This window comes from Actinoallomurus oryzae, assembly GCF_039541955.1.
GTDB lineage: Bacteria > Actinomycetota > Actinomycetes > Streptosporangiales > Streptosporangiaceae > Actinoallomurus > Actinoallomurus oryzae.
This window is the reverse complement of record NZ_BAABHF010000009.1, coordinates 353,786-376,378: the sequence shown is the minus strand read 5'-3', so window position 1 is coordinate 376,378 and position 22,593 is coordinate 353,786. Positions and strand designations below refer to the sequence as shown.

The following is a 22,593-nucleotide window of genomic DNA, read 5'->3' as shown; positions in this document are numbered from 1 at the left end:
AACCAAGGCCGGGAGCGGTGATCCCGCGGGCCGGCCCTGAACGCATGAGGAGTGGCCACGTGACCATCGACGCCGCGCACGGTGCGCCCCCGAGCACCGGTGCACAGTCCCCATCCGCCCCACCCGAACTCGTTCAGCTGCTCACCCCCGAGGGAGAGCGCGTCGAACATCCCGAATACGACGTGGACCTCACCGCCGACGAGATCAAAAGCCTCTACCGCGATCTGGTGATCGTGCGGCGGCTGGACCAGGAGGCGCTCGCGCTGACCCGGCAGGGAGAACTGGGCGTCTGGGCGTCGCTGCTCGGCCAGGAGGCCGCGCAGATCGGCTCCGGACGGGCGCTGCGGCCGAACGACATGGCGTTCCCGAGCTACCGGGAGCATGGGGTGGCCTGGTGCCGCGACGTCGATCCGGTGAAGGTCCTGGGTCTGTTCCGCGGGGTCAACCACTCGGGCTGGGACCCCAAAGAGCACAACTTCCACCTCTACACGATCGTCATCGGCAGCCAGAGCCTGCACGCCGCCGGATACGCCATGGGCATCCAGCGCGACGGGGGCGAGGACGCGGCGATCGTCTACTTCGGCGACGGCGCGACGAGCCAGGGCGACGTCAACGAGGCGTTCGTCTGGTCCGCCGCGCAGAACGCCCCGATCGTGTTCTTCTGCCAGAACAACCAGTGGGCGATCTCCGAGCCGCTGGAGCGGCAGTCGCGGATCCCGCTGTACCGGCGCGCGGAGGGCTTCGGCTTCCCCGGCATCCGCGTCGACGGCAACGACGTCTTCGCCGTGCTCGCGGTGACGCGCAAGGCCCTGGACAACGCGCGCAGCGGCCAGGGCCCCACGCTGATCGAGGCGTTCACGTACCGCATGGGCGCGCACACGACGACGGACGACCCCACGCGTTACCGGCTCCAGGCCGAGCTGGAGGCCTGGAAGCTCAAGGACCCGATCGAGCGCGTCAAGGCCTACCTGGTCAAGAACCAGATGGCCGACAAGGAGTACTTCGAGTCGATCGACGACGAGGCCAAGCAGATCGGCTCGGACCTGCGCAGACGCTGTCTCGAACTGCCCGACCCCGAGGCGACGGCGATCTGGGAGAACGTCTACGCGACGGACCACTCGCTGCTGGCCGGCGAGCGCGATCAGTTCACGTCCTATCTTGGTTCCTTCGAGGAGGTGACCAGATGAAGCGCGACGGCGCCCTTCACCGGTCCGGCATGAGGGGAGCTCGACGTTGAGCACCGAGACCCTGTCTCTCTCCCGTGCCATGAACGAAGGCCTGCGCAAGGCCATGGAGAACGACCCCAAGGTCCTGGTCATGGGCGAGGACGTCGGCAAGCTCGGCGGCGTCTTCCGGGTCACCGACGGCCTGCAGAAGGACTTCGGCGAGGCACGGGTCATCGACACGCCGCTCGCGGAGTCGGGCATCGTCGGCACCGCCATCGGCCTCGCGCTGCGCGGCTACCGGCCGGTGTGCGAGATCCAGTTCGACGGCTTCGTGTTCCCGGCCTTCAACCAGATCACCTCCCAGCTCGCCAAGATGCGGATGCGCTCCCTCGGCACGCTGGAGCTGCCGGTCGTGATCCGCATCCCGTTCGGGGGCGGCATCGGCGCGGTCGAGCACCACAGCGAGTCCCCCGAGGCGTACTTCACCCACACCGGTGGCCTGCGCGTCGTCGCCTGCTCCAACCCCTCCGACGCGTACACGATGATCCAGCAGGCCATCGCCTGCCCGGACCCGGTCATCTTCTTCGAGCCGAAGCGGCGCTACTGGGACAAGGCGCCGGTCGAGCTCGACCTGTCGGCCGCGGCGTCGTTCGAGTCGGCGGTCGTCGCCCGCGAGGGCACCGACGTGACGCTGCTCGCGTACGGGCCGATGGTCAAGACCTGCCTCGAGGCGGCGCAGGCCGACTCGGACCGGTCGATCGAGGTCGTCGACATCCGCTCGCTGAACCCGCTCGACGAGTCGACGGTGATGGAGTCGGTCCGCCGTACGGGCCGGTGCGTGGTCGTGCACGAGGCGCCGGTCTTCAACGGGTACGGCGCCGAGCTGGCCGCCCGGATCACCGAGAAGTGCTTCTACCACCTGGAGTCCCCGGTGCTGCGGGTCGGCGGCTTCTCCACGCCGTACCCTCCGTCGCGCCTGGAGGACCACTACCTGCCCGACCTCGACCGCGTGCTCGACGCCGTCGACCGGACCTTCGAATGGTGAGGCATGGGTGAGCTGAAGCAGTTCAAGCTGCCGGACGTCGGTGAGGGCCTCACCGAGGCCGACATCGTCAAGTGGCACGTCCAGCCCGGCGACGCGGTCGAGGTCAACCAGACGATCCTGGAGATCGAGACGGCCAAGGCCGTGGTCGAGTTGCCGTGCCCGTACGAGGGAACGGTCACCGAACTCCTCGTCTCCGAGGGCACGACGGTCGACGTCGGCGTACCCATCATCACGGTCGACGTCGGCGGCTCGGCGCCCGCCGAGGCCGCGAACCAGGTGGCCGAGCCGCAGGCGGACAGCGCCCAAGAGCCGGGCACGGTGGGCAGCGTCGCCCCGAAGGTCGACCCGACGGCGCCGCAGCAGCAAAAGCGCGTGCCGGTGCTGGTCGGGTACGGGGTGAAGCAGGGCACGACGACGCGGCGGCCGCGCAAGAAGCCGGTCTCCGCGGCTGCGGCGGCTCCGGCTCCTGCGGCTCCTGCGGCTCCTGCCGTACGGCCGGTGGCCGCTCCCTCGCCGAACGGCGGCGGGTCGCGGGTCGCGGTGCTGGCCAAGCCACCGGTGCGCAAGCTCGCCAAGGACCTCGGCGTCGACCTCACCACGATCACCGGCACTGGCCCGCAGGGGTCGATCACGCGTGACGACATCCAGCAGGCGGCGTCCCCGACCCCTGCCGCCGCTCCGGCGCGGTCGGCCGGGGAGCGGGAGGAGCGCATCCCGGTCCGCGGCGTGCGCAAGCACACCGCGGCGGCGATGGTGCAGTCGGCGTTCACCGCGCCGCACGTCACCGAGTGGCTCCAGGTCGACGTCACCGAGACGATGAACGCCATGCGGCGGCTGCGCGACCTGCCCGACTTCGAGGGCGTCAAGGTCTCACCGCTGCTGCTGGTCGCCAAGGCGCTCCTGCTCGCCGCCCGCCGGCACCCGATGATCAACTCGATGTGGGACGAGGCCGCCCAGGAGATCGTGGTCAAGCACTACGTGAACCTCGGCATCGCCGCGGCCACCGACCGCGGCTTGGTCGTCCCGAAGATCAAGGACGCCCAGGACCTGTCCCTGCCGGAACTGGCACGGGCACTGGGCGACCTGGCCGCGACCGCCCGCGCGGGCAAGTCGACGCCGGCCGACCTGTCGGACGGCACGATGACGATCACCAACGTTGGCGTCTTCGGCGTCGACGCGGGCACCCCGATCCTGACCCCCGGCGAGTCGGCCATCCTCGCCTTCGGCCAGGTACGGGACATGCCGTGGGTGCACGAGGGCGAGATCAAGATCCGCAAGGTGACGACGCTGGCGCTGTCGTTCGACCACCGCATCGTGGACGGGGAGCTGGGCTCGGCCGTCCTGCGCGACGTCGGCGCCATGCTGGAGGACCCGATGAGGATGCTCGCCTGGTCCTGACCGTTCGCCTGAGGGCCGTCCCCGTTCGGTACCGGGGGCGGCCCTCAACGCGTTCGCCGGACTCTAATGAGCCTGCAGGACGGCTTCGATCTCCAGGACGATCCGCACCGTCTCCCCGAGGGCAAGGCCGCCGCCGGGGATCGGGCCGTTGTAGCTGATGCCGAAGTCCGTCCGGTCGATCTCAGCGGTGGCGGTGAACCCGGCGCGGGCGCCCACGGCCGGGTCGGAGGCGAACGGGTCGGCACCGAAGCCGTTGATCTCCAGCTTCAGCGGGACCGGCAGGGTGACGCCCTTGAGCGTCAGCTCGCCCTCCACGAGGAAGCCGTCGCCGTCCGGCCGGATGCCGGTGGAGCGGTAGGACATCGTGGGGTACTTGTCGACCTCGAAGAAGTCGGCGCCCCGCAGGTGCTCGTCCCGCTGGGGGTTGGCGGTGTCGACCGAGCTCATGTCGATGTCGGCGGTCACCTCCGACTTCAGCGGGTCCTCGGCGGTGACGATACGGCCCTCGAAACGGGTGAAGTGGCCGCGGATATTGCTGATCATCAGATGCCGGACGGCGAAGCCGACGTCGGAGTGAATCGGGTCGATCGTCCAGGTGCCCGCAACGTACGCGGGGACCTCGATCAGGTCGGCGGACATGGTGCTCCTTGAGTTTCTTTGACGCGTGATGGGCCTGCTGAGGGTGCCTGCGGCGAAGCGGCGCCGCTATCCCCACTGGCCGGGCTGGTAGTCACCCGCGGGCTGCCGGGTGATGACATTCAGGCGGTTCCAGGCGTTGATCATGGCGATGACGGACACCAGGGCGGCGAGCTGTTCCTCGTCGTAGTGCCTGGCGGCGTCGGCCCATGCCTCGTCGGTGACGCCACCGGCGGCGTCGGCGATGCGGGTGCCCTGCTCGGCGAGCTCCAGGGCGGCGCGCTCGGCCTCGGTGAAGACGTTCGCCTCCCGCCAGGTCGCCACCAGATTGAGCCGCGTCGCGCTCTCCCCGGCGTGCGCGGCGTCCTTCGTGTGCATGTCGATGCAGCGAGCGCAGCCGTTGATCTGGCTGGCGCGGATCTCCACCAGCTGCTGCGTCGCGGCCGGCAGTGTCGAGTTCGCCGCGGCCGTGCTCGCCGAGACGGCGTACTTGATGACCTTGGTCAGGACCGGACTGCCGCTGGGGTCGAGACGGGTGTCCATGCTGATCTCCTTTCGCATCCGCTCTCCCCCAACCGACGAAACGGCCCGGGAAAGTGTGAGGCGTTGGGTCAGCCTTCCTGCCCGGACCGGCCCGTCGTCCACGGCCGGAGCTTCTCGGGGTTGCGCACCGCCCAGATACGCCTGATCCGGCCGTCGGCGATGTCGAACGCGAGCACCGTCACGGTGACGCCGTCCTGCTGCGCCACGAGGCCGGGCTGGCCGTTGACCGTACGCTCCAGGACCGTCAGACCCGGTGCCCGGCGGGCGATCTCGACCCAGGCGTGCGCGATCTGCTCGCCGCCTTGGACCGGGTCGAGCCGGGCAGCGGCCAGGCCGCCGCCGTCGGAGATCGCCGTCGCGTCGGGGTCGAGGAGGGCGATGAGGGCGTCGATGTCCTTGGCCTCCCACGCCTGCTTGAAGTCCCTGACGATGTCGGCGTGCCGGGCCGCGGGGGCCGCTGTCGCGGGAGTCTGTGCGGCGCGGATGCGGCGCCGGGCCGAGGAGGCGAGCTGGCGGCAGGCCACAGGAGTACGGCCGACGATCTCGGCGACTTCGGCGAACGGGTAGCGGAAGACGTCGTGGAGGATGAACGCGACGCGTTCGGCCGGGGTCATCGACTCGAGCACGACGAGGAAGGCCATGTTGACCGACTCGTCAAGGGTGACCCGGTCGGCCGGGTCGGCGCCGATGCCGCCCGGGCGTCCGCCGCTCCACTCCGTACGGTCGGGCAGCGGCTCGGGGACCCACTCGCCCACGTACCTCTCCCGCCGGGCCCGTGCCGAGCCGAGCAGGTCGAGGCAGATGCGGCCGGCGACTCTGGTCAGCCAGGCGCCGGGGGATTCGATGGCGTCCTGCTGCTGCCGGGACATGGCGTACCAGCGGGCGTACGTCTCCTGCACCGCGTCCTCGGCCTCGGCCAGCGAGCCGAGGAGCCGGTAGGCGAGGTTGATCAGCTGCCGCCGCTCGCTCATGATCGCGGTCAGGCTCGGGTCGGGCCGGTCGTGTTCCGGCCCGGATGGGGTGCTCATGGTGCCGCTGACTCCCTCGGTCGCGTCTGCCCTCACCGGTTCGACGAAACGGCGCACCGGATTGTGAGGCCGACGACCTGAGGAGCATTCTCGCCTTCGTGCGAGGAGGGCCGCCCCGTGGGGCGGCCCTCAGGCGGTGATTCGCGGGTCAGCCCGCTCTGCAGGAGACCGTGGGCCAGGTCCAGGTGCCGTTGGTCTGGATCGTGACGCCCCAGTTGTTGCCGTTGCCGTTGGGTTTGGCGGTCATCACCTGGCCGCTGGAGTCCCAGGTGGGGCTGACGTTCCAGGTGGCGATGATCTTCTCGGGGGATGGGACGTTCATCGTGACGGTCCAGCTGGTGGAGCCGGAGACCGCGACGTTGAGGTTGTAGCGGTCGCTCCACTGCTGGCCGGCCGACAGCGTCGCGGTGCAGGCACCGCCGCCTCCACCGCCTCCGCCTCCGCCGCCGTCGGGGGCCACGGCGCGGCCGGTCTGCGGGGAGATCATGCCGGCGCACAGACCGCGACTGGCGAGCGTCTGCGCGATGCGCGGGATCGCGGCGAGCGTGTTGGCGGGCCATTCGTGCATGAGGATGATCTGGCCGTTGGTGAGCCGTGCGTTGGCCTGCACGATCGCGTCGACGCCGGCGCCGTTCCAGTCCTGTGAGTCGACGTCCCAGATGATCTGGGTCAGGCCGTACTTGGCCTCGACCGACTGCAGTGTCCCGTTGGTCTCACCGTACGGCGGGCGGAACAGCTTCGGCGTGCCGCCGCCCGCGCCGGCGATGGCCTGCTGGGTTCGGGAGACCTCCGAGTCGATCTGCGCCTGGGTCTCCTGGATCAGGTGCGGGTGGGTGTAGCTGTGGTTGCCGACCCACATGCCGGCGTTGACCTCGGCCTGGACCTGGGCCGGGTAGGCGGCGGCGTACTGGCCCTCGTTGAACATCGTGGCCCGCAGCCCGTTCTGCCGGAGCGCGTTGAGCAGGGCCGGGGTGTGGTCGTTGGACGGGCCGTCGTCGAAGGTGAGCCCGACGTACCCGTTGCAGGTGGCGGCGTGCGACGGGGTGGCGTACAGGGCTGAGACGACCATGTTCGCCACGGCCATCGCGGCGACGACCAGCGCCGCGACCAGGGAGCGTTTTCGCGGACGTCGTTCGGTGCGCATGCCAGGTGACTCCTTCCGGGCGCGGTGTTTCGCGGTCAGCTCGCGCTGCAGGAGACGGTGGGCCAGGTCCAGGTGCCGTTGGTCTGGATCGTGACGCCCCAGTTGTTGCCGTTGCCGTTGGGTTTGGCGGTCATCACCTGGCCGCTGGAATCCCAGGTGGGGCTGATGTTCCAGGTGGCGATGATCTTCTCGGGGGATGGGACGTTCATCGTGACGGTCCAGTTGCTGGAGCCGGAGACGGCGACGTTGAGGTTGTAGCGGTCGCTCCACTGCTGGCCCGCGGACAGGGTCGCGGTGCAGCCGCCACCGGTGCCACCGCCACCTCCGCCGCCTCCGCCGCCTCCGGAGGAGGAGTCGAGCGTGATGTTGGAGTTTCCGCTGCTCTGGTATCCCTCAGTCGCGAGGATCTGGTAGTTGAAGGTGCCCAGGTTCATTCCGTAGCGGGCCCACGCGTCGAAGTGGTTGCCGGTGGTGATGGTCCCGCCCGTCCTCTTGGACTGCCGGACGCTCCAGTACTGGTTGAAGGTCGCGGTGCCGATGATGGAGGGGGCGTTGTACCGGGTCGTCTCGTAGATGTCGTACGTGCCGCCGTCGCTGGTCACCGTGCCCTTGTACGTGCCCGTGGGCCGGTAGGTGCCCCAGTTGTCGACGATGTAGTACTCCACGAGCGGGTTCGTCGTCCATCCGTACAGCGACAGGTAGGCGTTGCCGGACGGGTTGAAGCTGCCCGAGTAGTTCACGGTCCTGCGGGCGCCGGGGTTCCAGCCCTTCCCGGCGACGAAGTTCCCGACGTTGCTCCACGAGGTGCTGTAATTGCCGCCGGATCCCAGGGTCATGGAGCTCGACCCGCCGCCGTCGGTCCAGAACGAGTAGAAGTAGCCGTTGTTGGTGCCGGTCTGGTTCGTGGAGATGACCGTGGCGGCGTTGGCCGTGCCGGGCATGAGCGCCGCGACCACGACCAGCGCGACGGCGCAGACCGCGTTGGTGAGCAGCCGGATACTGCCGCGTCTGCGGCCCTTCGGGTAGGCGCGACTGTCGTTCATGCGTGCTTCCTCCTCGTGAACGCTGGCGGGGAGCCAGGCCGGTGAACCCGCCGCGACAACCGCCGGCGGCGGCTCTCTCGCGGCGAGAAGTACCGATCGCTGGGCCGAGTGTGCGCTCGATCGAAGGCAGCGTCAACGATACATTTCGAAACCTTTCGCTCGTACTGACGGCGGTCTACTGGGGAATGCCATTGACCTGCCAGGCATGCCGTACGCCGACCGGCGGCCTGCATGAAACACGAATGAAAGACAAGCCGTGAATCTGATCTGGAGCGTATCGAAACATTTCGAAATAGATCGGCTGTCGGAGGTGGCGCTTGGTGGCCTCCCCTGCCGGCGGCTACAGGCCGTACGTTCGGCGCGTCCTCAGCGCGGCGTGCTTGAGCAGGATCCGGCGCGTTCTGCCATAGCCGAGGCCGAACGCCGCGGCGACCCGGCGAATCGGCCAGCCCTGCGCGCAGAGGCGTACGACGTCCTGTTCCTCGGGGGGCGTCGGATACCCGGTGGAGCGCGAGGACGTCGGCACGCCGGAACCCACGCTGCCCACCCGGCGTACGCGCGGCAGGCTTGAGCACGCCGGTAACGTGCCGACGGCCGCCGCACTTACCCCGAGCATCTCGGCCACCTCTGGGGGCCGCAGCAGATCATCCTCGTTCACGAGGATGATCTGCCCCAGAACGCGCCCCGCCGCCCCAGCCGCACGACGAACGGAACGCCGAGCCCCGCCATGCGAAGAACTCGCCCGCCGACACCGCCGACACCGCCCGTGTGAGGGGCACCCTCACCTGGGCCTGGCATGGTGAGGGGCACCCTCACAACCGCGGAGCTGCGCTAGCGGCTCTTGGCGGTGGGGGTGGGCTCTGGTTTGGCTGACAGAAGAGACTCGTGGGCGGCCTTCCAGGCTGCCTCGATCATTTGGAAGATCTCGTTTACTGCGGCTTCTGGATCGGTTGCCTCGCGAGCCAGTGAGTAGGCGTCGATCGCGAATCTCGCGATCGTCCGGCAGGCCGTCGTGGCCGGTGGCAGGTCGAGATCGGCGGCGATGGCCATTGCCAGCGACTCCGCGTGGCGCAGCCTCATCGACTCCTCGTACTCCCGCAGGTCCGGTGATTCGTCGATCATGCGCCAGATCGGGGCGGCGCCGTCCGCCGTGCAGTGGCGCACCAAGGCCTGGATCTCGCGGCGCAGCGCGGGAACGAGCGGCTCGTCCGGCGCCCGGTCGGTGACCGCCTGTGTGAGGCGTTGCTCGAAGTCCTGGTCCTGCTCGAACACCAGGGCCTCTTTCGAGGCGAAGTGGGAGAAGAGCGTGGTGACGGCCACGTCGGCCTCGGCGGCCACGTCACGGATGCCCACCGCGTCGTACCCGCGTTCGAGGAAGAGTCGCAGCGCGGCGTCGGCGATCTTCTGGCGGGTCGCGGCCTTCTTACGCTCACGGCGCCCGGACGGCACGGTCATGCGCTAACGCTAGCAGGTTCAAAGTCGTAACAGTTTTAAAACCGTAACCGTTAGTGCTACGGTCCCCCGCATGAAGAGAGTGAGCTTCGCCGAGTTCGGCGGTCCGGACGTTCTGCGACTCCTGGACGCCGAGGAGCCCCACGCGGGCCCCGGTCAGGTACGCATCGCCGTACGGGCGGCGGGCGTGAACCCCGTCGACTGGCGGATCCGTGAAGGCCAGTTCCAGAAGGTCCACCCGATCGAGTTGCCCGCCGGAGTCGGGCAGGACGCCTCCGGGGTGGTGGACGAGGTCGGCGAGGGCGTCGAAGGGGTCGAGGTCGGCGACCACGTGTTCGGGGAGGGTTCGAACACCTACGCCGAGTTCGCCGTCCTGTCGGCCTGGGCCCGGATGCCCGAGGGCCTGACGTTCGAAGAGGCGGCCGGGTACCCCTCCGTGGTGGAGACCGCGCTGCGCATCATCCGCCAGGTCGGCGTGCGACCCGGGCAGACGCTGCTGGTCAGCGGTGCGTCCGGAGGAGTCGGATCGGCGGTGCTGCAGATCGCCCGCGACCGCGGCATCACGGCGATCGGCACCGCTGGGGCCGCGAACCAGGACTATCTGCGCAGCATGGGTGCCGTCGCCACGACGTACGGCGAGGGCTGGGCCGACCGAGTGCGGCAACTCGGCCACGTCGACGCGGCTCTCGACCTGGCCGGCTCGGGTGTGATCCGCGAACTCGTGGAGCTGACCGGTGATCCACAGAAGGTGATCTCCATCGCCGACCTCGGCGCACCGGATCTCGGCGTCCGATTCTCTGGCGTGGCCGGGAGCATGCCGGAAGCCCTCGCCGAGGCCGTCACCCTCATCGCGCGCGGAAGACTCCACATCCCGGTCGAGAAGACATACACGCTCGCCGAGGCCGCGGAAGCACACATCGACAGCCAGGCCGGCCACACGCGCGGACGCCGAGTCGTGGTCGTCTGAGCCCTTTCCTGCGCAACTGTCCGGCCGGCAAGTGAACGCGCCTCCCGTCGCCGAGTCCTCCGGGCGGTCCTCGTCGCTGAAGCCGACCTCATCCCGGTCGCCGGGATCGGCGGCCTTCCTCCCGCCGCAGGGCCCCTGCTCGGTTCGACGGGGCGTATGCGTCAGGTGCGGCGGAGTGATTCCACGGCGAGGCGGGCGGTGGTGCCGATGACGGCGTCGGCCTGGGGGAGGACGGCGATCGGCAGGAGGGAGCGGGTGAAGACGGCTACGGCGTAGCGGCCGCCGTCGGGGTATTCGACCACGCCGACCTCGTTGCGGATGGTCAGCAACGTTCCGGTCTTGCCGCTGACGACCACGTCGTCGTACGGGAAGCCGGACGACAGGCGATGTGGCCACACCTGGAGTGCGAGCAGGCGGCGCATGGCCGCGCACTCGGTCGGCGGGGCGGCCTCGTCGCGCCAGATCAGGCCGAGGAGCCGGGTCATCTCTCTCGGGGTGCTGTGGCTGGTGCGCAGCGGGTCGAGGGCGCGCAGGCGGCCGATCATGCCGGGCTCGTCCAGCCGGGCCCAGACCTCGGTGAACGTCGTCGCCTCGGCGTCGACGAAGATCGTGTCGAGCAGGTGGCGACCGCCGCCGTCCACCATGGTGGTGGGCAGGCCGAGGGCGGCGGTGGTCGCGTTGACCGCGTCCAGGCCGACGCGGTCCAGCACGACGTCGGCGGCGGTGTTGTCGCTCACGGTGATCATGAGGCAGGCGAGGTCGCGCAGGGACATGCGGACCTCGTCCAGCAGTACGGACACGCCGGTCGGTCCCGACGTGCGGTCATCGGCGCGCAGCGTGACGGGCTCGGTCGGGTCGAGCAGGCCGTCGGCGGCCTGGCGGTGGAAGGCGACCAGCAGCGGGACCTTGAAGACGGAGGCGAGCACGACGGGCTCGTCGGCCCGGACCGCGACCTGCCGTCCGTTGTCGATGTCGGTGGCGTGCAGGTACCCGGTCACCCCCGCGTCGCGGAACGCCGTTTCGATCCGCGCGTGCACGTCTGTACGCAGATCGCCGGGCACGTTCATCGGCTGTGCGGCGTAGAGACCGTGGCCTTCAGGTCAGGGAGAAAACGCCGTTCCCTCCTCAGAATGTCGGTGGTGGTGGTTAGCGTCGTGGCATGCGATTTCGGCTTCAGCCCACGCTCGCTCAGGAGGTGGCGTTGCTGGAGCACTGCGCGCATGCCCGGTATGTGTGGAATCTGGCGGTGGAGCAGCATCTGCATTGGCGGCCGGGGCGGGTGAGTGCGCCGGGGTATGCCGAGCAGTCTCGGCAGTTGACCGAGGCCAGGAGAGAGTTCGCGTGGCTGGCGGCGGGGTCTCAGACGGTGCAGCAGCAGGCGTTGCGGGATTTCGCTCAGGCCATGGCGAATTTCTTCTCTGGGACGCATCGGCGTCCGAGGTGGCGTAAGGCGGGCGTGCATGAGGGGTTCCGGATCGTCGGCCGCCGTGGGAGTCACTGGGATGTTCGGCGGTTGTCCCGCAAGGTGGGTGAGGTTTGGGTTCCGAAGGTGGGTTGGGTGCGGTTCCGCTGGTCCCGTCGGATCCCCGAGACGGTCAAGTCGTTCCGGGCCAACCGGGACCGGGCGGGCCGCTGGCACGTCTGCTTCGCGGTGATCCCGCCGGCGATCGACGGGCCGGGGACCGGTGCGGTCGTCGGTGTGGACCGTGGTGTGGCTGTCTCGGCCGCTCTGTCCACCGGCGAGTTGTTCTCGGTGCGCGGCCTGCGCGACAGTGAGACCGAACGACTGGGGCGGTTGCAACGTCGGCTGGCGCGCGCCACGCCGGGATCGAATCGCCGCAAGCGGGTCAAGACCGCGATCGCCCGGTTGAAAGCTCGCGAAACCGACCGGCGCAAGGACTGGGTCGAGAAGACCTCTACCGATCTGGCTCGCCGCTTCGACCTGATCCGCCTCGAAGACCTTAGGGTCGGCGCCATGGTTCGTTCCGCGCGCGGCACGATCGCTGCGCCGGGTGTGAATGTGCGGGCCAAGGCCGGGCTCAACCGGTCCATTCACGCGGCCGGATGGGGCCATCTGGCGAGGCGCCTGGAGCAAAAGGCCGCCCGTCGAGTAGAGAAGATCAATCCCGTGTTTACGTCTCAAACCTGTCATGCCTGTGGGCATCGCGCAGCGGACAACCGTGAGAGCCAAACGGTCTTTCGCTGTCGCGCTTGCGGGCATACCGATCACGCGGATGTGAACGCGGCAAAGAACATCGCGGCAGGACGTGCCGTGACAGCGCGGGGAGCCTTCCAGCCGTTGGGCGGGGCTTTGAACCGCGAACCTCAACCTGTTCTCTCCTCTGTGTAGGGATCGGGTTGGAATCCCCCGCCTTCAGGCAGGGGAGGACGTCAAGCGAGGAACCCCGAGGCAGGGCGTTGGACGACGCGGCGGGTCGGTGCGGTGTCGAGCGGGGTCATGGCCGCCTCGCGGCGCAGTACGGCGGTCGCGACGGTGGTGAAGTCGGCGATGGCGCCGGCCTGGTCGGGGTCGCGGGAGTGCCGCCACACGCACGACGTACGCCAGATGAGCGGTTCGCCGAGCAGCGGACGCCAGGTCGCCCCGCCGGCGTCCTCGGTGCGCGGGACCAGCGCAACGGCCGTCCCGGCCAGGACGAGACCCAGTGCGAACTGCGGATGCCGCGCCTGGTGGACGGCGGGCGGCGCGTACCCGTGGCGGCGGCAGGTCGCCAGCAACTCATCGTGCGTCCCGGGTGCCTCGTCGCGGGGGAAGACGGCCAGGTCCTGCCCGGACAGGTCGGCGAGGTGCACCTCGGCGGAGGCGGCGAGAGGCGAATGCGCGGGCAGCAGCACGCCGACCGGCTGGCCCAGCATCGGGCCGATCTCCAGGTCGCGGGTGTCGCACGGGTGCCGGACGATGCCGGCGTCGAGCGCACCCTCGGCCAGCGCGCTGATCTGCTCGGCCGTCCCGGTCTCGCGGAGTTCGAGGCGCAGGTCCGGTCGGCGCTCGCGGAACGCGGCGATCAGTGCGGCGACGATCGGCCCGCCCAGATCGCTCGGCAGGCCCGCGCGTACCGCGCCGACCATACCCAGGCGCGCCCGCTCGGCGACGGAGTAGACGCGGTCCACGCGGACGAGGATCTCACGGGCCTCCTCCAGCAGGAGCCGCCCCGGCGCGGTGAGCTCCACCTTCCGGCTCGACCGGTCGAACAGCCGTACGCCGAGCTCTTTCTCCAGGCGCTGGATCCGCTGGCTCAACGGCGGCTGGGCGATCCCGAGACGCTCCGCCGCGCGGCCGAAGTGGAGTTCTTCGGCGACGACGACGAAGCAGGTCAGATGCCCCACCAGGTTCACGACCCGCAATCATATCGTTCCTGCTATTACCAAAGATCGATAGCCGATTCCTTATGCAAGGCGACGGGCGCAGGCAGCCGCCGATACCGGCCCGAGAAGGGCGAGGGCGGCCAGCGCGGCGGTCGTCCCCACGCGCCCGGCGTCGAAGAGCGCTCCGACCACGGGATCGCCCGCGAACACCACCATGCCGGAGATGAACGACGACACCCCCAGGTAGGCGCCGACCCTCTCGGCCGGGGCGTACCGGGCGATGGACTGGAAGACCGAGGACTGCATGAGGCCCTGCCCGGCTCCGGCCAGCGCGGCGGCCGCCACCAGGCCGGTGATCTGGGGTACGCCGCCGTCCCCGTCCAGCGGAAGGAGCGTCAGGTAGCAGGCGCCCATCATCAGCAGGCCCACCTGGAGCACGCGCGGGCGGTCGGCGCGGCTCCCGGCCGCGCACCACGGCTGGACCACGGCCGTGGCCAAGGCGGCGGCGCAGAAGAACACGGTCGTCCACGCCGACCCGAAGCCCTTCAGCGGTACGACCGTCGTCGTCTCTCCGGCGAGCAGGATGCTGGCGGCGGTCGCCACGGCGAACCGGAGGAACACCCGGTCGCGAACGACGGTGGCCACGCCCCGGAGCGTCGCCGTCCCGGCTCCACGACGAGAGACGACCCGATCCACCCCGCGCCGGCGCAGGTGGAGCCAGAGGAACAGGCCACCGGCGATCGCCCAGCACAGCGCGCCGGCCACGGCGAGAGGCCCGAAGCCACCGCCTTTCAGGACGGCGAGCCCGGCGAGCGGGGCCACCACGGCGGTGACCTGCCCGCTGACCAGGCTGGCGGCGAAGCCGCCCGCTCGGCGCGCGGGAGACGTCCCGGCGATGACCGCCTGCACGGCCGGTACGTACAGCGAGCCGCCCGCGCCGAGCAGGCAGGCCGCGCCGAACAGGCCGAGCGGCCCGTCCGCCGTCGCCAGCAGTGCGAAGCTCACGACGCGGAGCGCGCAGGCGAAGGCCCCGGTCCGCAGCGCCCCGAGTACGTCGATCAGCGCGCCCAGCAGCGGCTGCAGCGCCGACTGAACGAGGAACCGGGTGCCGAGCACCAGGCCGATCGTCCCGGCGAGCAGGCCCGTGTCGTTCCGCAGATGGGCGACGATGTGCCCCATCACCGCGTAGTAGCCGAGCGCCGCGGCGACCTGCACGGCCACGACGACGGCGATCACCTGGCGGTCGGCGGCGTCCCGCCCGGCCGGCCGCGACGGGCCGGACGGACGGGACGCGACGGCTGTGCCGCCGGACGGCATCCGAATCAGTTCTGACCGGCCCTGCCGAGCCCGCGGGCGAGGATGGCCGCGGTCTCGGAGACGGCCTTGTCGTCGGTGGCGCCGTCCGCGGCCCGGCGGTTGGTGAGGATCACCATGACCACCGGCGCGCCGGACGGCGGCCAGGCGACCGCGATGTCGTTCGTGGCGCCGTACGTCGAGCCGGTTCCGGTCTTGTCGCCGACGGTCCAGCCCTTCGGCAGCCCGGCCCGGATGCGCGTGTTCCCGGTCGTGGTCTTCTTCATCCAGCCGGTCAGGCGGGTCCGGTCGGCGGGCGCGAGCGCGTCGCCCAGGGTGAGTGCCCGCAGGTCGCGGGCGTAGACGGAGGGCATGGTGGTGTCGCGCTTCTCGCCGGGCCTCCAGATGTTGAGCTCGGTTTCCCAGCGGTCGAGGCGGCTGACCGGGTCACCGAGCGAACGGTAGAACGCGGTAAGCCCGGACGGCCCGCCGATCTGCTTGAGCAGCAGGTTGGCGGCCGTGTTGTCGCTCACGGTGATCGCCGCGTCGCACAGGTCGGCGACGGTCATGCCGGTGTCCACGTGCTGTTCGGTGACGGGCGAGTTGTCCACCACGTCGTCGCGCGTGTAGTGGACGACCCGGTCCATCAGCCCCGGGTCGGATCGGCGCGCTTTGCGCAGCACGGCCCCGCACACCATGGCCTTGTACGTCGAGGCCTCCGGGAACAGCTCGCCGGACCGGTAGCTCAGGACCCGGCCCGTCCCGGTGTCGATCGCGTACGCGCCGATCCGCCCGTGGTGCCGCTGTTCGAGACGGTGCAACTTCCGGCCGACCTCCGCCTGGGACGAGGCGGGCGACGTCGCGGGCGCGCGAAGCGATGCCGTGGCGCTCCGCGAAACCGCCTTCCGCGCGGTCGCGTCACCGCAGCCGGCCAAGGCGACGAGGGTGGACAGAGCGATCCCCGCGGCGCCGAACCCCGTACGAAATCGTGATGAGCCAGTACGCATGCGTGAGAGAAGATCAGAGCCCTGCCGATTGTGTCCAATATGTGAATCGATTGATCATCAATATGGATTTCAATATCAAAGCTGGCCGAGACGACCGTACGCCCGGAGAGCGGGCCATCCCGTCCCGCCGCGCGTTGCTGGTGGCCGCCGCCCTTCTGCCGCTCACGGGGTGTGACGCGGATCATCGGGCGATCTCCAGGCCGTCATCCCCGTCACCGAGCCGCGGCGCCACCAGGTCACCGGACCTCTCGCGCTTCGCGGCGCTCGAGCGCGAGCACGACACCCGTCTGGGCGTGTACGCCCTGGCGACCGGTACGGGCGCCGCCGTGGCCTACCGTGCCGACGAGCGCTTCGCGTTCTGCTCCACCTTCAAGACGCTCGCCGCGGCGGCGGTCCTGCACCGGAACCCGCTCAGCCACCTGAACAAGCGCGTCACCTACACCAGGGCCGACGTCGACTCCATCTCGCCGATCACCCGGAACCACGTCGCGACCGGAATGACCATCAGGCAACTGTGCGACGCCGCCATCCGCCACAGCGACGGCACGGCCGGCAACCTGCTCATGCGCGACATCGGCGGCCCCGCGGGACTGACCGCCTACCTGCGCGAACTCGGCGACACCGTCAGCCGCATGGACGACTACGAGCCGAAGCTGAACAGGATCCCCCCGCGCGACCCGCGCGACACCACCACCCCACGGGCGATCGCCGCCGACTACCGCGAACTCGTGCTCGGCGACGCCCTGACGACCGACAGGCGCGCCCTGATCAGCGACTGGCTCGAACGCAGTACCAACGGCGCCGGCCGCATCCGCGCCGGCGTTCCCCAGGGATGGAAGGTGGCCGACAAGACCGGGACCGGCGACTACGGAAGGGCCAACGACATCGCCATCGTGTGGCCGCCACGCGCCGCGCCGCTCGTGCTGGCCATCATGTCCGACCGATCCGGCTACAGCACCCCGCCCAAGGAGTCCTTGATCGCCAAGGCCACCAGGCTGGTCGTCGCCGATCTCACCGGCTCATGACCACGGCGCGTCTAGGTGAAGTCGGAGTACGCGAGGTGGGTGCCGCATGAGCGGCACTCGAAGAGGTACGCCGTGGGCTGGCCGGTGCGGTCGAGGGCGTCCAGGTAGCCGTCGATCTGGTCATCGGTCCAGCGGTGGGTGCTGAGTTCCTCCCGCAACGACGACAGTGCCGACTCGTCTCCGCGCAGCTCACGCGCGCCCGCCGGGCCGAGGAACGCCGCGCCGTCGCCGCAGTGGAACAGCCATTGCTCCTGCTGCCATCCGCTGAAGCCCGGAGTGCGCCTGGCGATCGCGTCCACCACCGTGCCGTCGACTCCCGGCGGCGGGAAGACGTCGCAGTAGACGGCGTCGAACCGCTCGGCGGCGCTGCCGTCGGCGATGCACCAGGGGCAGAGCGCCTCGACCTCCTCCGCGCAGTAGACCGGCCCGGTGTAGGCGAAGCCACGCCGCTGGGAGCAGTTGGCGCACGCCTGCTCCGACGCCTTGACCGAGCCCGTCCGCACAGGGTCCGGGTGATAGACGAAGACCGGCAACTCTCCAAGGTCAGCCACCCTGAGCACCTTAGGTGCGTCCAAGGCTCGGCGGCCAGGGCCTCGTCTAACGCCTGGCGGCCAGGGCCTCGACGCCCGCGACGAACAGGTCCACGCCGAAGGTGAACTCGACCTCCGGGTCGTCGATCTTGGTGAGCGGGCCGGCGGCCGCGATCAGGCAGGGATAGCGCGAGGGCGACAGCGTCTCCATGGTGATTCGCTTGCGGCGGAGGTGTTCCTCGGCCTCCTCCTCCGTCAGTTGCGGCTTGAGACCCGGGTCGCCGACCACCAGCGTCGTCACCGTACGGAGCCCGTGCCGGCACAGGATCGCGCCCTCGGCCGGAGTGAAGCCCGCGTCGCCGAGGATCTTCAGCGCCGCCTCCATGATGTCGAAGCAGTGCTGTGCCGCGTCGGGCTGCGTCGTCATCATGAGCGGTGCCGCGTACGGGTGGGCCCGCAGCACCTCGATCATCGAGTTCATCAGCGTCCGCAGGCGTGACGGCCACGGCGCGGACGCGTCGACCGAGGCGTCGACGAGCGACCACAGCCGGTCGGCGAGGCCGTCCAGCAGCTCGTCCTTGTTCTTGAAATGCCAGTACAGCGCCATCGGCGTGACGCCGAGGTGCTGGGCGAGCCGCCTGATCGTCAGGCCGTCCAGGCCCTCCGCGTCCGTCAGCGCCATCGCCTCGTCGACGACCGTCTCCCGGCTCAGCCGAGCCCGTTCCTCACCAGTGGCCACTTGACAACTATACGCCGTACAGGGTCTTATACGCAGTACATGTACGACGTATAAGAACAATGTAGAGGAGCGGGGATGTCCTCCACGCGACGCTGGTGGACCCTGGTCGGGGTCGCGCTGGCAACGTTCATGACCTTCCTGGACAACAACGTCGTCAACGTCGCGTTGCCGTCGATCCAGCGTGACCTGCACCTGTCCATCTCCGGCCTGGAGTGGATCGTGAGCAGCTACATCCTCGTTTTCTCGGGGCTGATGCTGGTCGGCGGCAGGCTGGCCGACGTGTACGGGCGACGGCGGCTGTTCGTCGGCGGGATCGCCGTCTTCACCGTCGCCTCGCTGGTCGCCGGGCTCGCGACCAGCCAGGAGATGCTCATCGTCGCCCGGGTGCTCCAGGGCTTCGGCGCCGCCGCGAGCATCCCCTCGACCCTGGCGATCATCTCCGCGACCTTCCCGGACGAGAAGGAGCGCAGCCGGGCGGTCGGCGTCTGGAGCGCGGTCAGCGCGCTCGCCCTCGCGCTCGGCCCGTTCACCGGCGGCTTCGTCAGCGAGCGCTGGGACTGGGGCTGGATCTTCCTGATCAACGTGCCGGTCGGCGTCGTCACGGTCGCGATCATGATGGTCTCGATGCGGGAGTCTCGGGAGGCCGTGCGGCGCCGGCTCGACCTGCCCGGCCTGATCGCCTCGGCGGTCGCGCTGTTCTCCGTCACGTACGCGCTGATCGAGGGGCACAACCAGGGCTGGACCTCAGGTCTGATCCTCGGCGCGTTCGCCGTCGCCGCCGTCGCGGGGGCCGCCTTCGTCATCGTCGAGAGGCGTACCGGGGACCCCATGGTCGACCTGTCCCTCTTCGGCATCCGCACCTTCAGCGGCGGCACCGGCGCGATGATCCTGTGGGGCTTCGGCGTGATGGGTGTCTACTTCTTCACCGCGATGTACCTGCAGAACGTCCTGGGCTTCTCCCCGACCGAGGCGGGTGCGGCGTTCATCCCGATGGCGCTGATGATGGCCGCGATCGCCCCGGTCGCGGGCGGGCTCGCGCGCCGGATCGGCACGCACGTCACGGTCGCGCTCGGGCTGGCGCTGAACGCGGCCGGGCTGGTCATGGTCACGTTCGTCGGCGAGCACGGCCACTTCATGGACCTGATGCCCGCGTTCGTGGCGTTCGGCGTCGGCTCCGGCTTCACGATGATGCCGCTCAACGACGCGATCATCGGTGTGCTGCCGCCGGGCCGCGCGGGCGCCGCCTCCGCCGTCATGAACGCCGCCCGCGAGGTCTCCGGCCTGCTCGGCGTCACGATCGTCGGCGCGATCCTCACCTCACGCCAGGCGGCCGTACTGCGGGGCGGCGCGACGCCGATCCACGCGTTCCTGTCCGGCTACCGGCTGGCCCTGCTCATCGCCGCCGCGATCGTCTTCGTCGGCGCGCCGCTCAGCCTCGCCACACTGCGCGCCCGGCACCGTACGCCGGCGTCCGCCGAGCCCGAGATGGTGCCCGTCGCCTGATCCGACGGCGGAACGGGCCGGTCACGGGGGCGACCGGCCCGTTCCGCGCGTCCGGCACGCCGGGCTGGAGGAGATCCCTTCTCTGCGTGTCGGCCGGTAGTGGCCGTTCGTCAGTGTTGGCCCGTGACGGCCTGCGTCTCCTGGCCGATCATCTCCTGCAGCGGCACGCCGTCGATGTTGCTGAGGATGACGCCGACCCAGCCGGTGTAGGGGTAGATGTTCCAGTTGGCGCCGACACCGGGGTTGGCACCGCCGCGGCTCCACTGCCACTGGCCGTTGACGATACGGACCACCGGCCCGTAGGCGCCGAACGACGCCGGTCCGTGGGGGCTGTTGGGGGCGGTGAACACGTCGGCCCAGGGCCGGTCCAGGACCGTGCCGTCACTCAGCGCGCGCGCGAACCGGACCAGATCCGGCGCGGTGGTGAAGCCGCCGTCCCCAGGGGCATCGATGAAGGCGCGGCCCGGGTTCTTGCCCAGCATGGTCGGGTCCGGGCTGCTCTTGTCCAGGTTGCGGATGGCGTCGACCTGGCTGCCGTCGGCCAGTGTCATGTACGGGTGCGCGATGTGGGGGTCGGTGAGCCACTGCGACCTGGTGTAGAACGCCGTGCCGGTCATGCCGCAGCGCTTGAAGACGTTCTCCTCGACGTAGTCCCAGTACGTCTTGCCGGTGATGGCCTCCACGATCAGCGTGGCCATGGTGATGCCGGCGCCGGCGCCGTCGGTGTGGCCCTGGGTGCTCGCGCCGGGGACGCCCACCAGTTCGGCCTGCCGGGCCCACTGCTCGTAGTACTCGTGCACCTCGTCCCGGCTGTTGAAGACGCGTTGCAGGTCCAGCTCCGGGGCGTCCAGCCCGGCGGTGGCGGTGAGCAGATGGTGGATGGTCACTTGCTCGGCGATATCTTTGGCGTAGCCCGTCAGGTGGGTGCCCACCGTGTCCGACAGCTTCAGCTTGCCCTGCTGGGCCAGCTGCAAGATGGCCAACGAGTGGAACGGCTTGCCCGCCGAGCTGAGGGTGAACGCGTTCCCCTCGCTGTTGGGAATCCCCTTCTCCTTGTCGGCCATGCCGTAGCTGCGCGACAGCACGGTCTTGCCCTGGTGCGACAGCAGTACCACGCCGGAGAACTTGCCCTCGGCGGCCAGCTTCGCCACGTACTGGTCATAGGCCCCGCCGGGCAGGGTGTCCGGCGGGAGCGAGTCGGTCGTGGCCGCGTCGGCGTTGCCGTCCTGGGCACCCACCAGCGGCGCACCGGCCGCCGCCACCACGCCGGCGGCCGCCAACCCGCCCCACCCGAGCAACCGCCGGCGGTCGACACCACGTCCCGAATCCGAATCCATCGCGATCCTTCCCTGCACGTCCGATCACCACTCACGTGGGTCCGTGGCTCCACCGAACGCGAGAGACCGTTGCAGTGGCGTATGCGCTTTTCGATACGCCCGCGATATACGCGATCCGCCACGCGAGATCAGATTGATCGCCGATGCCACGGCGCAGGACTTCCGGACGCCGACAGGGATGGTGGTGGAGCGGTCAGAGCGAGCTCTTGTTGAGCAGCCGGTTGTGCGTGCCGGACTTGTTCTTCTTGATCACACCGTTGGTGGCGTGCGCGGTGATCCACTTCTGGATCGTGCCGAACGTCGCCTGCCCGTACGCCGACTTGTACAGCGCCGCGACGCCCGCCACGAACGGGGACGCCATCGACGTGCCGCTCAGGTACGCGGTGCCGCCCTGGTAGGTCGACTTGATGTTCACGCCGGGCGCGTACACGTCCACGCAGGAGCCGTAGTCGCTGAACGACGCGCGGGTGTCGCTGGAGGAACTGGCCGCCGCGGCCTCGACGCTCCCGGCACTGGCCGGCGAGCTCTTGCAGGCGTCGGCGCCGTCGTTGCCCGCCGCCACCGCGACGAACACGCCGGACTTGGACAGGGCCGTGACCGCGTCGTTCAGCGCGGTCGACTTCGCGCCGCCCAGCGAGAGGTTGGCGACCGACTTGGCGGCGTGGTGCGTACGGACCCAGTCGACGCCCGCGATGACATCGGAGGTGCTGCCCGAGCCGTCGCAGCCGAGCACCTGCACCGCGTGCAGCCGTACGCTCTTGGCCACCCCGTACGACTTGGACCCGATGATCCCGGCCACGTGCGTGCCGTGGCCGTTGCAGTCCTCGTCGCCGTACACCGTGTCCGCCCGGCCGCCGAACTGGCTGAGCGTCGTCTCGATGCCCGTGTCGATCACGTACGCGTCCACGTTCGAGGCGGTGTGCTTGTAGGTGTAAGTGTGCGACAGCGGCAGCTTCGCCTCGTCGATCCGGTCCAGCCCCCACGTCGGGCTCTTCTGCGTCGTGGAGATCTTCATGACCTGGTCCTGCTCGATCGTGGCGACGTCAGGGTCGCGCCGGAGCCGGTCGAGCTGAGCCGTCGAGAGCTTCGCGGCGAACCCGTCCGTGAACCGGTGGACCGTCGGGAAGGCGATCGCGTGCGAGACCTGGCTCGAGTGCTTCATCGTGACGATGTACTGGCCCCGGATGCCGTTGTCGGCCGCCATGGCGACGGCGACCCGAGGCGCGACGACCGCGCCGGACAGCGGCACGGACGCGCACGCGACGGCCGTGAGGCCGAGGAGGAAACGTCGGGGGACCCGCATGGGGGCTCCTTGGATCGGGGGGCTTCGCGGCCGGCGGGGGGCCGGCGACCGTGGCAGGCCACAGTAATCCCGAAAATCTCCCATAAACACTCTGATCACAGCAAGAACAT

The 22,593-nt window shown here is 69.9% G+C and carries 22 protein-coding genes; 7 read left to right on the top strand and 15 right to left on the bottom strand.

The window, feature by feature from the left end; genetic code table 11:
• The first annotated feature begins 59 nt into the window (after positions 1–59).
• From pdhA to ABEA10_RS03500, 3 genes are read left to right on the top strand one after another with little or no spacing between them, the layout of a single operon-like run.
• Positions 60–1,187 (top strand): pyruvate dehydrogenase (acetyl-transferring) E1 component subunit alpha, encoded by a 1,128-nt coding sequence (gene pdhA / locus ABEA10_RS03510; protein ID WP_425550857.1) that lies wholly within the window; start codon positions 60–62, stop codon positions 1,185–1,187.
• A 46-nt stretch (positions 1,188–1,233) separates the two neighbouring features.
• Complete coding sequence (locus ABEA10_RS03505) at positions 1,234–2,211, top strand: alpha-ketoacid dehydrogenase subunit beta (protein WP_329250060.1); 978 nt, start codon at positions 1,234–1,236, stop codon at positions 2,209–2,211.
• A 3-nt stretch (positions 2,212–2,214) separates the two neighbouring features.
• The gene (locus tag ABEA10_RS03500) at positions 2,215–3,609 is read left to right on the top strand and encodes a dihydrolipoamide acetyltransferase family protein (RefSeq protein ID WP_345457288.1); all 1,395 of its coding nucleotides are present in this window, start codon (positions 2,215–2,217) and stop codon (positions 3,607–3,609) included.
• Positions 3,610–3,672: 63 nt separating this feature from the next.
• Here the strand turns inward: ABEA10_RS03500 and ABEA10_RS03495 are convergent, their stop codons facing one another.
• The 7 genes from ABEA10_RS03495 to ABEA10_RS03465 all read right to left on the bottom strand — a co-directional run bounded on the left by ABEA10_RS03495 (position 3,673) and on the right by ABEA10_RS03465 (position 9,458).
• Complete coding sequence (locus ABEA10_RS03495) at positions 3,673–4,248, bottom strand: YceI family protein (RefSeq protein ID WP_345457286.1); 576 nt, start codon at positions 4,246–4,248, stop codon at positions 3,673–3,675.
• A 66-nt stretch (positions 4,249–4,314) separates the two neighbouring features.
• The gene (locus tag ABEA10_RS03490) at positions 4,315–4,788 is read right to left on the bottom strand and encodes a carboxymuconolactone decarboxylase family protein (RefSeq protein ID WP_345457283.1); all 474 of its coding nucleotides are present in this window, start codon (positions 4,786–4,788) and stop codon (positions 4,315–4,317) included.
• A gap of 68 nt (positions 4,789–4,856) precedes the next feature.
• A complete protein-coding gene (sigJ, locus tag ABEA10_RS03485; RefSeq protein WP_345457280.1) occupies positions 4,857–5,816 on the bottom strand; it encodes an RNA polymerase sigma factor SigJ in 960 nt (319 codons plus the stop codon).
• A gap of 148 nt (positions 5,817–5,964) precedes the next feature.
• Positions 5,965–6,960 (bottom strand): polysaccharide deacetylase family protein, encoded by a 996-nt coding sequence (locus tag ABEA10_RS03480; RefSeq protein WP_345457277.1) that lies wholly within the window; start codon positions 6,958–6,960, stop codon positions 5,965–5,967.
• Between the two features lie 35 nt (positions 6,961–6,995).
• The gene (locus ABEA10_RS03475; protein ID WP_345457274.1) at positions 6,996–8,003 is read right to left on the bottom strand and encodes a glycoside hydrolase family 11 protein; all 1,008 of its coding nucleotides are present in this window, start codon (positions 8,001–8,003) and stop codon (positions 6,996–6,998) included.
• A 340-nt stretch (positions 8,004–8,343) separates the two neighbouring features.
• The gene (locus ABEA10_RS03470) at positions 8,344–8,661 is read right to left on the bottom strand and encodes a hypothetical protein (protein ID WP_345457271.1); all 318 of its coding nucleotides are present in this window, start codon (positions 8,659–8,661) and stop codon (positions 8,344–8,346) included.
• Between the two features lie 173 nt (positions 8,662–8,834).
• Positions 8,835–9,458, bottom strand: a complete 624-nt coding sequence (locus ABEA10_RS03465) for a TetR/AcrR family transcriptional regulator (protein WP_345457269.1) — start codon at positions 9,456–9,458, stop codon at positions 8,835–8,837.
• 70 nt (positions 9,459–9,528) lie between these two features.
• Here ABEA10_RS03465 and ABEA10_RS03460 point away from each other — a divergent pair, with 70 nt between their 5' ends.
• Entirely contained in the window at positions 9,529–10,422 is an 894-nt protein-coding gene (locus ABEA10_RS03460) for an NADP-dependent oxidoreductase (protein WP_345457266.1), read from the top strand.
• 161 nt (positions 10,423–10,583) lie between these two features.
• On the opposite strand, the gene ABEA10_RS03455 is transcribed toward ABEA10_RS03460, so the two are convergent.
• Entirely contained in the window at positions 10,584–11,489 is a 906-nt protein-coding gene (locus ABEA10_RS03455; RefSeq protein ID WP_345457263.1) for a serine hydrolase, read from the bottom strand.
• A gap of 92 nt (positions 11,490–11,581) precedes the next feature.
• Between ABEA10_RS03455 and ABEA10_RS03450 the strand changes: the two genes are divergently transcribed.
• Positions 11,582–12,772 (top strand): RNA-guided endonuclease InsQ/TnpB family protein, encoded by a 1,191-nt coding sequence (locus tag ABEA10_RS03450; protein WP_345457260.1) that lies wholly within the window; start codon positions 11,582–11,584, stop codon positions 12,770–12,772.
• A gap of 41 nt (positions 12,773–12,813) precedes the next feature.
• On the opposite strand, the gene ABEA10_RS03445 is transcribed toward ABEA10_RS03450, so the two are convergent.
• Genes ABEA10_RS03445 through bla (ABEA10_RS03435) form a run of 3 tightly spaced genes read right to left on the bottom strand, consistent with a single transcriptional unit; the run spans position 12,814 to position 16,046 of the window.
• Entirely contained in the window at positions 12,814–13,776 is a 963-nt protein-coding gene (locus ABEA10_RS03445; protein WP_345457257.1) for a LysR family transcriptional regulator, read from the bottom strand.
• Between the two features lie 51 nt (positions 13,777–13,827).
• Positions 13,828–15,063: an MFS transporter gene (locus ABEA10_RS03440; protein WP_345457254.1), complete on the bottom strand. Its 1,236-nt coding sequence runs from the start codon at positions 15,061–15,063 to the stop codon at positions 13,828–13,830.
• Positions 15,064–15,068: 5 nt separating this feature from the next.
• Positions 15,069–16,046 carry a class A beta-lactamase gene (gene bla, locus ABEA10_RS03435; protein WP_345457251.1) on the bottom strand — a complete coding sequence of 326 codons (978 nt, stop codon included), beginning with the start codon at positions 16,044–16,046 and terminating at the stop codon, positions 15,069–15,071.
• A 62-nt stretch (positions 16,047–16,108) separates the two neighbouring features.
• Between bla (ABEA10_RS03435) and bla (ABEA10_RS03430) the strand changes: the two genes are divergently transcribed.
• Entirely contained in the window at positions 16,109–17,071 is a 963-nt protein-coding gene (gene bla / locus ABEA10_RS03430) for a class A beta-lactamase (protein ID WP_345457248.1), read from the top strand.
• Between the two features lie 11 nt (positions 17,072–17,082).
• On the opposite strand, the gene ABEA10_RS03425 is transcribed toward bla (ABEA10_RS03430), so the two are convergent.
• Together ABEA10_RS03425 and ABEA10_RS03420 are read right to left on the bottom strand one after the other, a co-directional pair.
• A complete protein-coding gene (locus tag ABEA10_RS03425; RefSeq protein WP_345457246.1) occupies positions 17,083–17,622 on the bottom strand; it encodes a CbrC family protein in 540 nt (179 codons plus the stop codon).
• Positions 17,623–17,668: 46 nt separating this feature from the next.
• Entirely contained in the window at positions 17,669–18,340 is a 672-nt protein-coding gene (locus ABEA10_RS03420) for a TetR family transcriptional regulator (protein WP_345457244.1), read from the bottom strand.
• Between the two features lie 75 nt (positions 18,341–18,415).
• On the opposite strand from ABEA10_RS03420, the gene ABEA10_RS03415 reads away from it, so the two are divergent.
• Positions 18,416–19,843 carry an MFS transporter gene (locus tag ABEA10_RS03415; protein WP_345457241.1) on the top strand — a complete coding sequence of 476 codons (1,428 nt, stop codon included), beginning with the start codon at positions 18,416–18,418 and terminating at the stop codon, positions 19,841–19,843.
• A gap of 110 nt (positions 19,844–19,953) precedes the next feature.
• Here ABEA10_RS03415 and ABEA10_RS03410 read toward each other — a convergent pair whose 3' ends face one another.
• Complete coding sequence (locus ABEA10_RS03410; protein ID WP_345457238.1) at positions 19,954–21,180, bottom strand: serine hydrolase domain-containing protein; 1,227 nt, start codon at positions 21,178–21,180, stop codon at positions 19,954–19,956.
• 193 nt (positions 21,181–21,373) lie between these two features.
• A complete protein-coding gene (locus ABEA10_RS03405) occupies positions 21,374–22,483 on the bottom strand; it encodes a S8 family peptidase (RefSeq protein ID WP_345457235.1) in 1,110 nt (369 codons plus the stop codon).
• Positions 22,484–22,593: the final 110 nt, after the last annotated feature.

What these genes read in the sequence shown, in the direction of transcription:
- ABEA10_RS03495 (WP_345457286.1), bottom strand. Translation starts at nt 4,248, where the DNA reads ATGTCCGCCGACCTGATCGAGGTCCCCGCGTACGTTGCGGGCACCTGG.
- ABEA10_RS03405 (WP_345457235.1), bottom strand. Translation starts at nt 22,483, where the DNA reads ATGCGGGTCCCCCGACGTTTCCTCCTCGGCCTCACGGCCGTCGCGTGC.
- sigJ (WP_345457280.1), bottom strand. Translation starts at nt 5,816, where the DNA reads ATGAGCACCCCATCCGGGCCGGAACACGACCGGCCCGACCCGAGCCTG.
- ABEA10_RS03460 (WP_345457266.1), top strand. Translation starts at nt 9,529, where the DNA reads ATGAAGAGAGTGAGCTTCGCCGAGTTCGGCGGTCCGGACGTTCTGCGA.
- ABEA10_RS03465 (WP_345457269.1), bottom strand. Translation starts at nt 9,458, where the DNA reads ATGACCGTGCCGTCCGGGCGCCGTGAGCGTAAGAAGGCCGCGACCCGC.
- ABEA10_RS03415 (WP_345457241.1), top strand. Translation starts at nt 18,416, where the DNA reads ATGTCCTCCACGCGACGCTGGTGGACCCTGGTCGGGGTCGCGCTGGCA.
- ABEA10_RS03440 (WP_345457254.1), bottom strand. Translation starts at nt 15,063, where the DNA reads ATGCCGTCCGGCGGCACAGCCGTCGCGTCCCGTCCGTCCGGCCCGTCG.
- ABEA10_RS03500 (WP_345457288.1), top strand. Translation starts at nt 2,215, where the DNA reads ATGGGTGAGCTGAAGCAGTTCAAGCTGCCGGACGTCGGTGAGGGCCTC.
- bla (WP_345457251.1), bottom strand. Translation starts at nt 16,046, where the DNA reads ATGCGTACTGGCTCATCACGATTTCGTACGGGGTTCGGCGCCGCGGGG.
- ABEA10_RS03480 (WP_345457277.1), bottom strand. Translation starts at nt 6,960, where the DNA reads ATGCGCACCGAACGACGTCCGCGAAAACGCTCCCTGGTCGCGGCGCTG.
- bla (WP_345457248.1), top strand. Translation starts at nt 16,109, where the DNA reads ATGGATTTCAATATCAAAGCTGGCCGAGACGACCGTACGCCCGGAGAG.
- ABEA10_RS03455 (WP_345457263.1), bottom strand. Translation starts at nt 11,489, where the DNA reads ATGAACGTGCCCGGCGATCTGCGTACAGACGTGCACGCGCGGATCGAA.
- ABEA10_RS03475 (WP_345457274.1), bottom strand. Translation starts at nt 8,003, where the DNA reads ATGAACGACAGTCGCGCCTACCCGAAGGGCCGCAGACGCGGCAGTATC.
- ABEA10_RS03410 (WP_345457238.1), bottom strand. Translation starts at nt 21,180, where the DNA reads ATGGATTCGGATTCGGGACGTGGTGTCGACCGCCGGCGGTTGCTCGGG.
- ABEA10_RS03490 (WP_345457283.1), bottom strand. Translation starts at nt 4,788, where the DNA reads ATGGACACCCGTCTCGACCCCAGCGGCAGTCCGGTCCTGACCAAGGTC.
- ABEA10_RS03450 (WP_345457260.1), top strand. Translation starts at nt 11,582, where the DNA reads ATGCGATTTCGGCTTCAGCCCACGCTCGCTCAGGAGGTGGCGTTGCTG.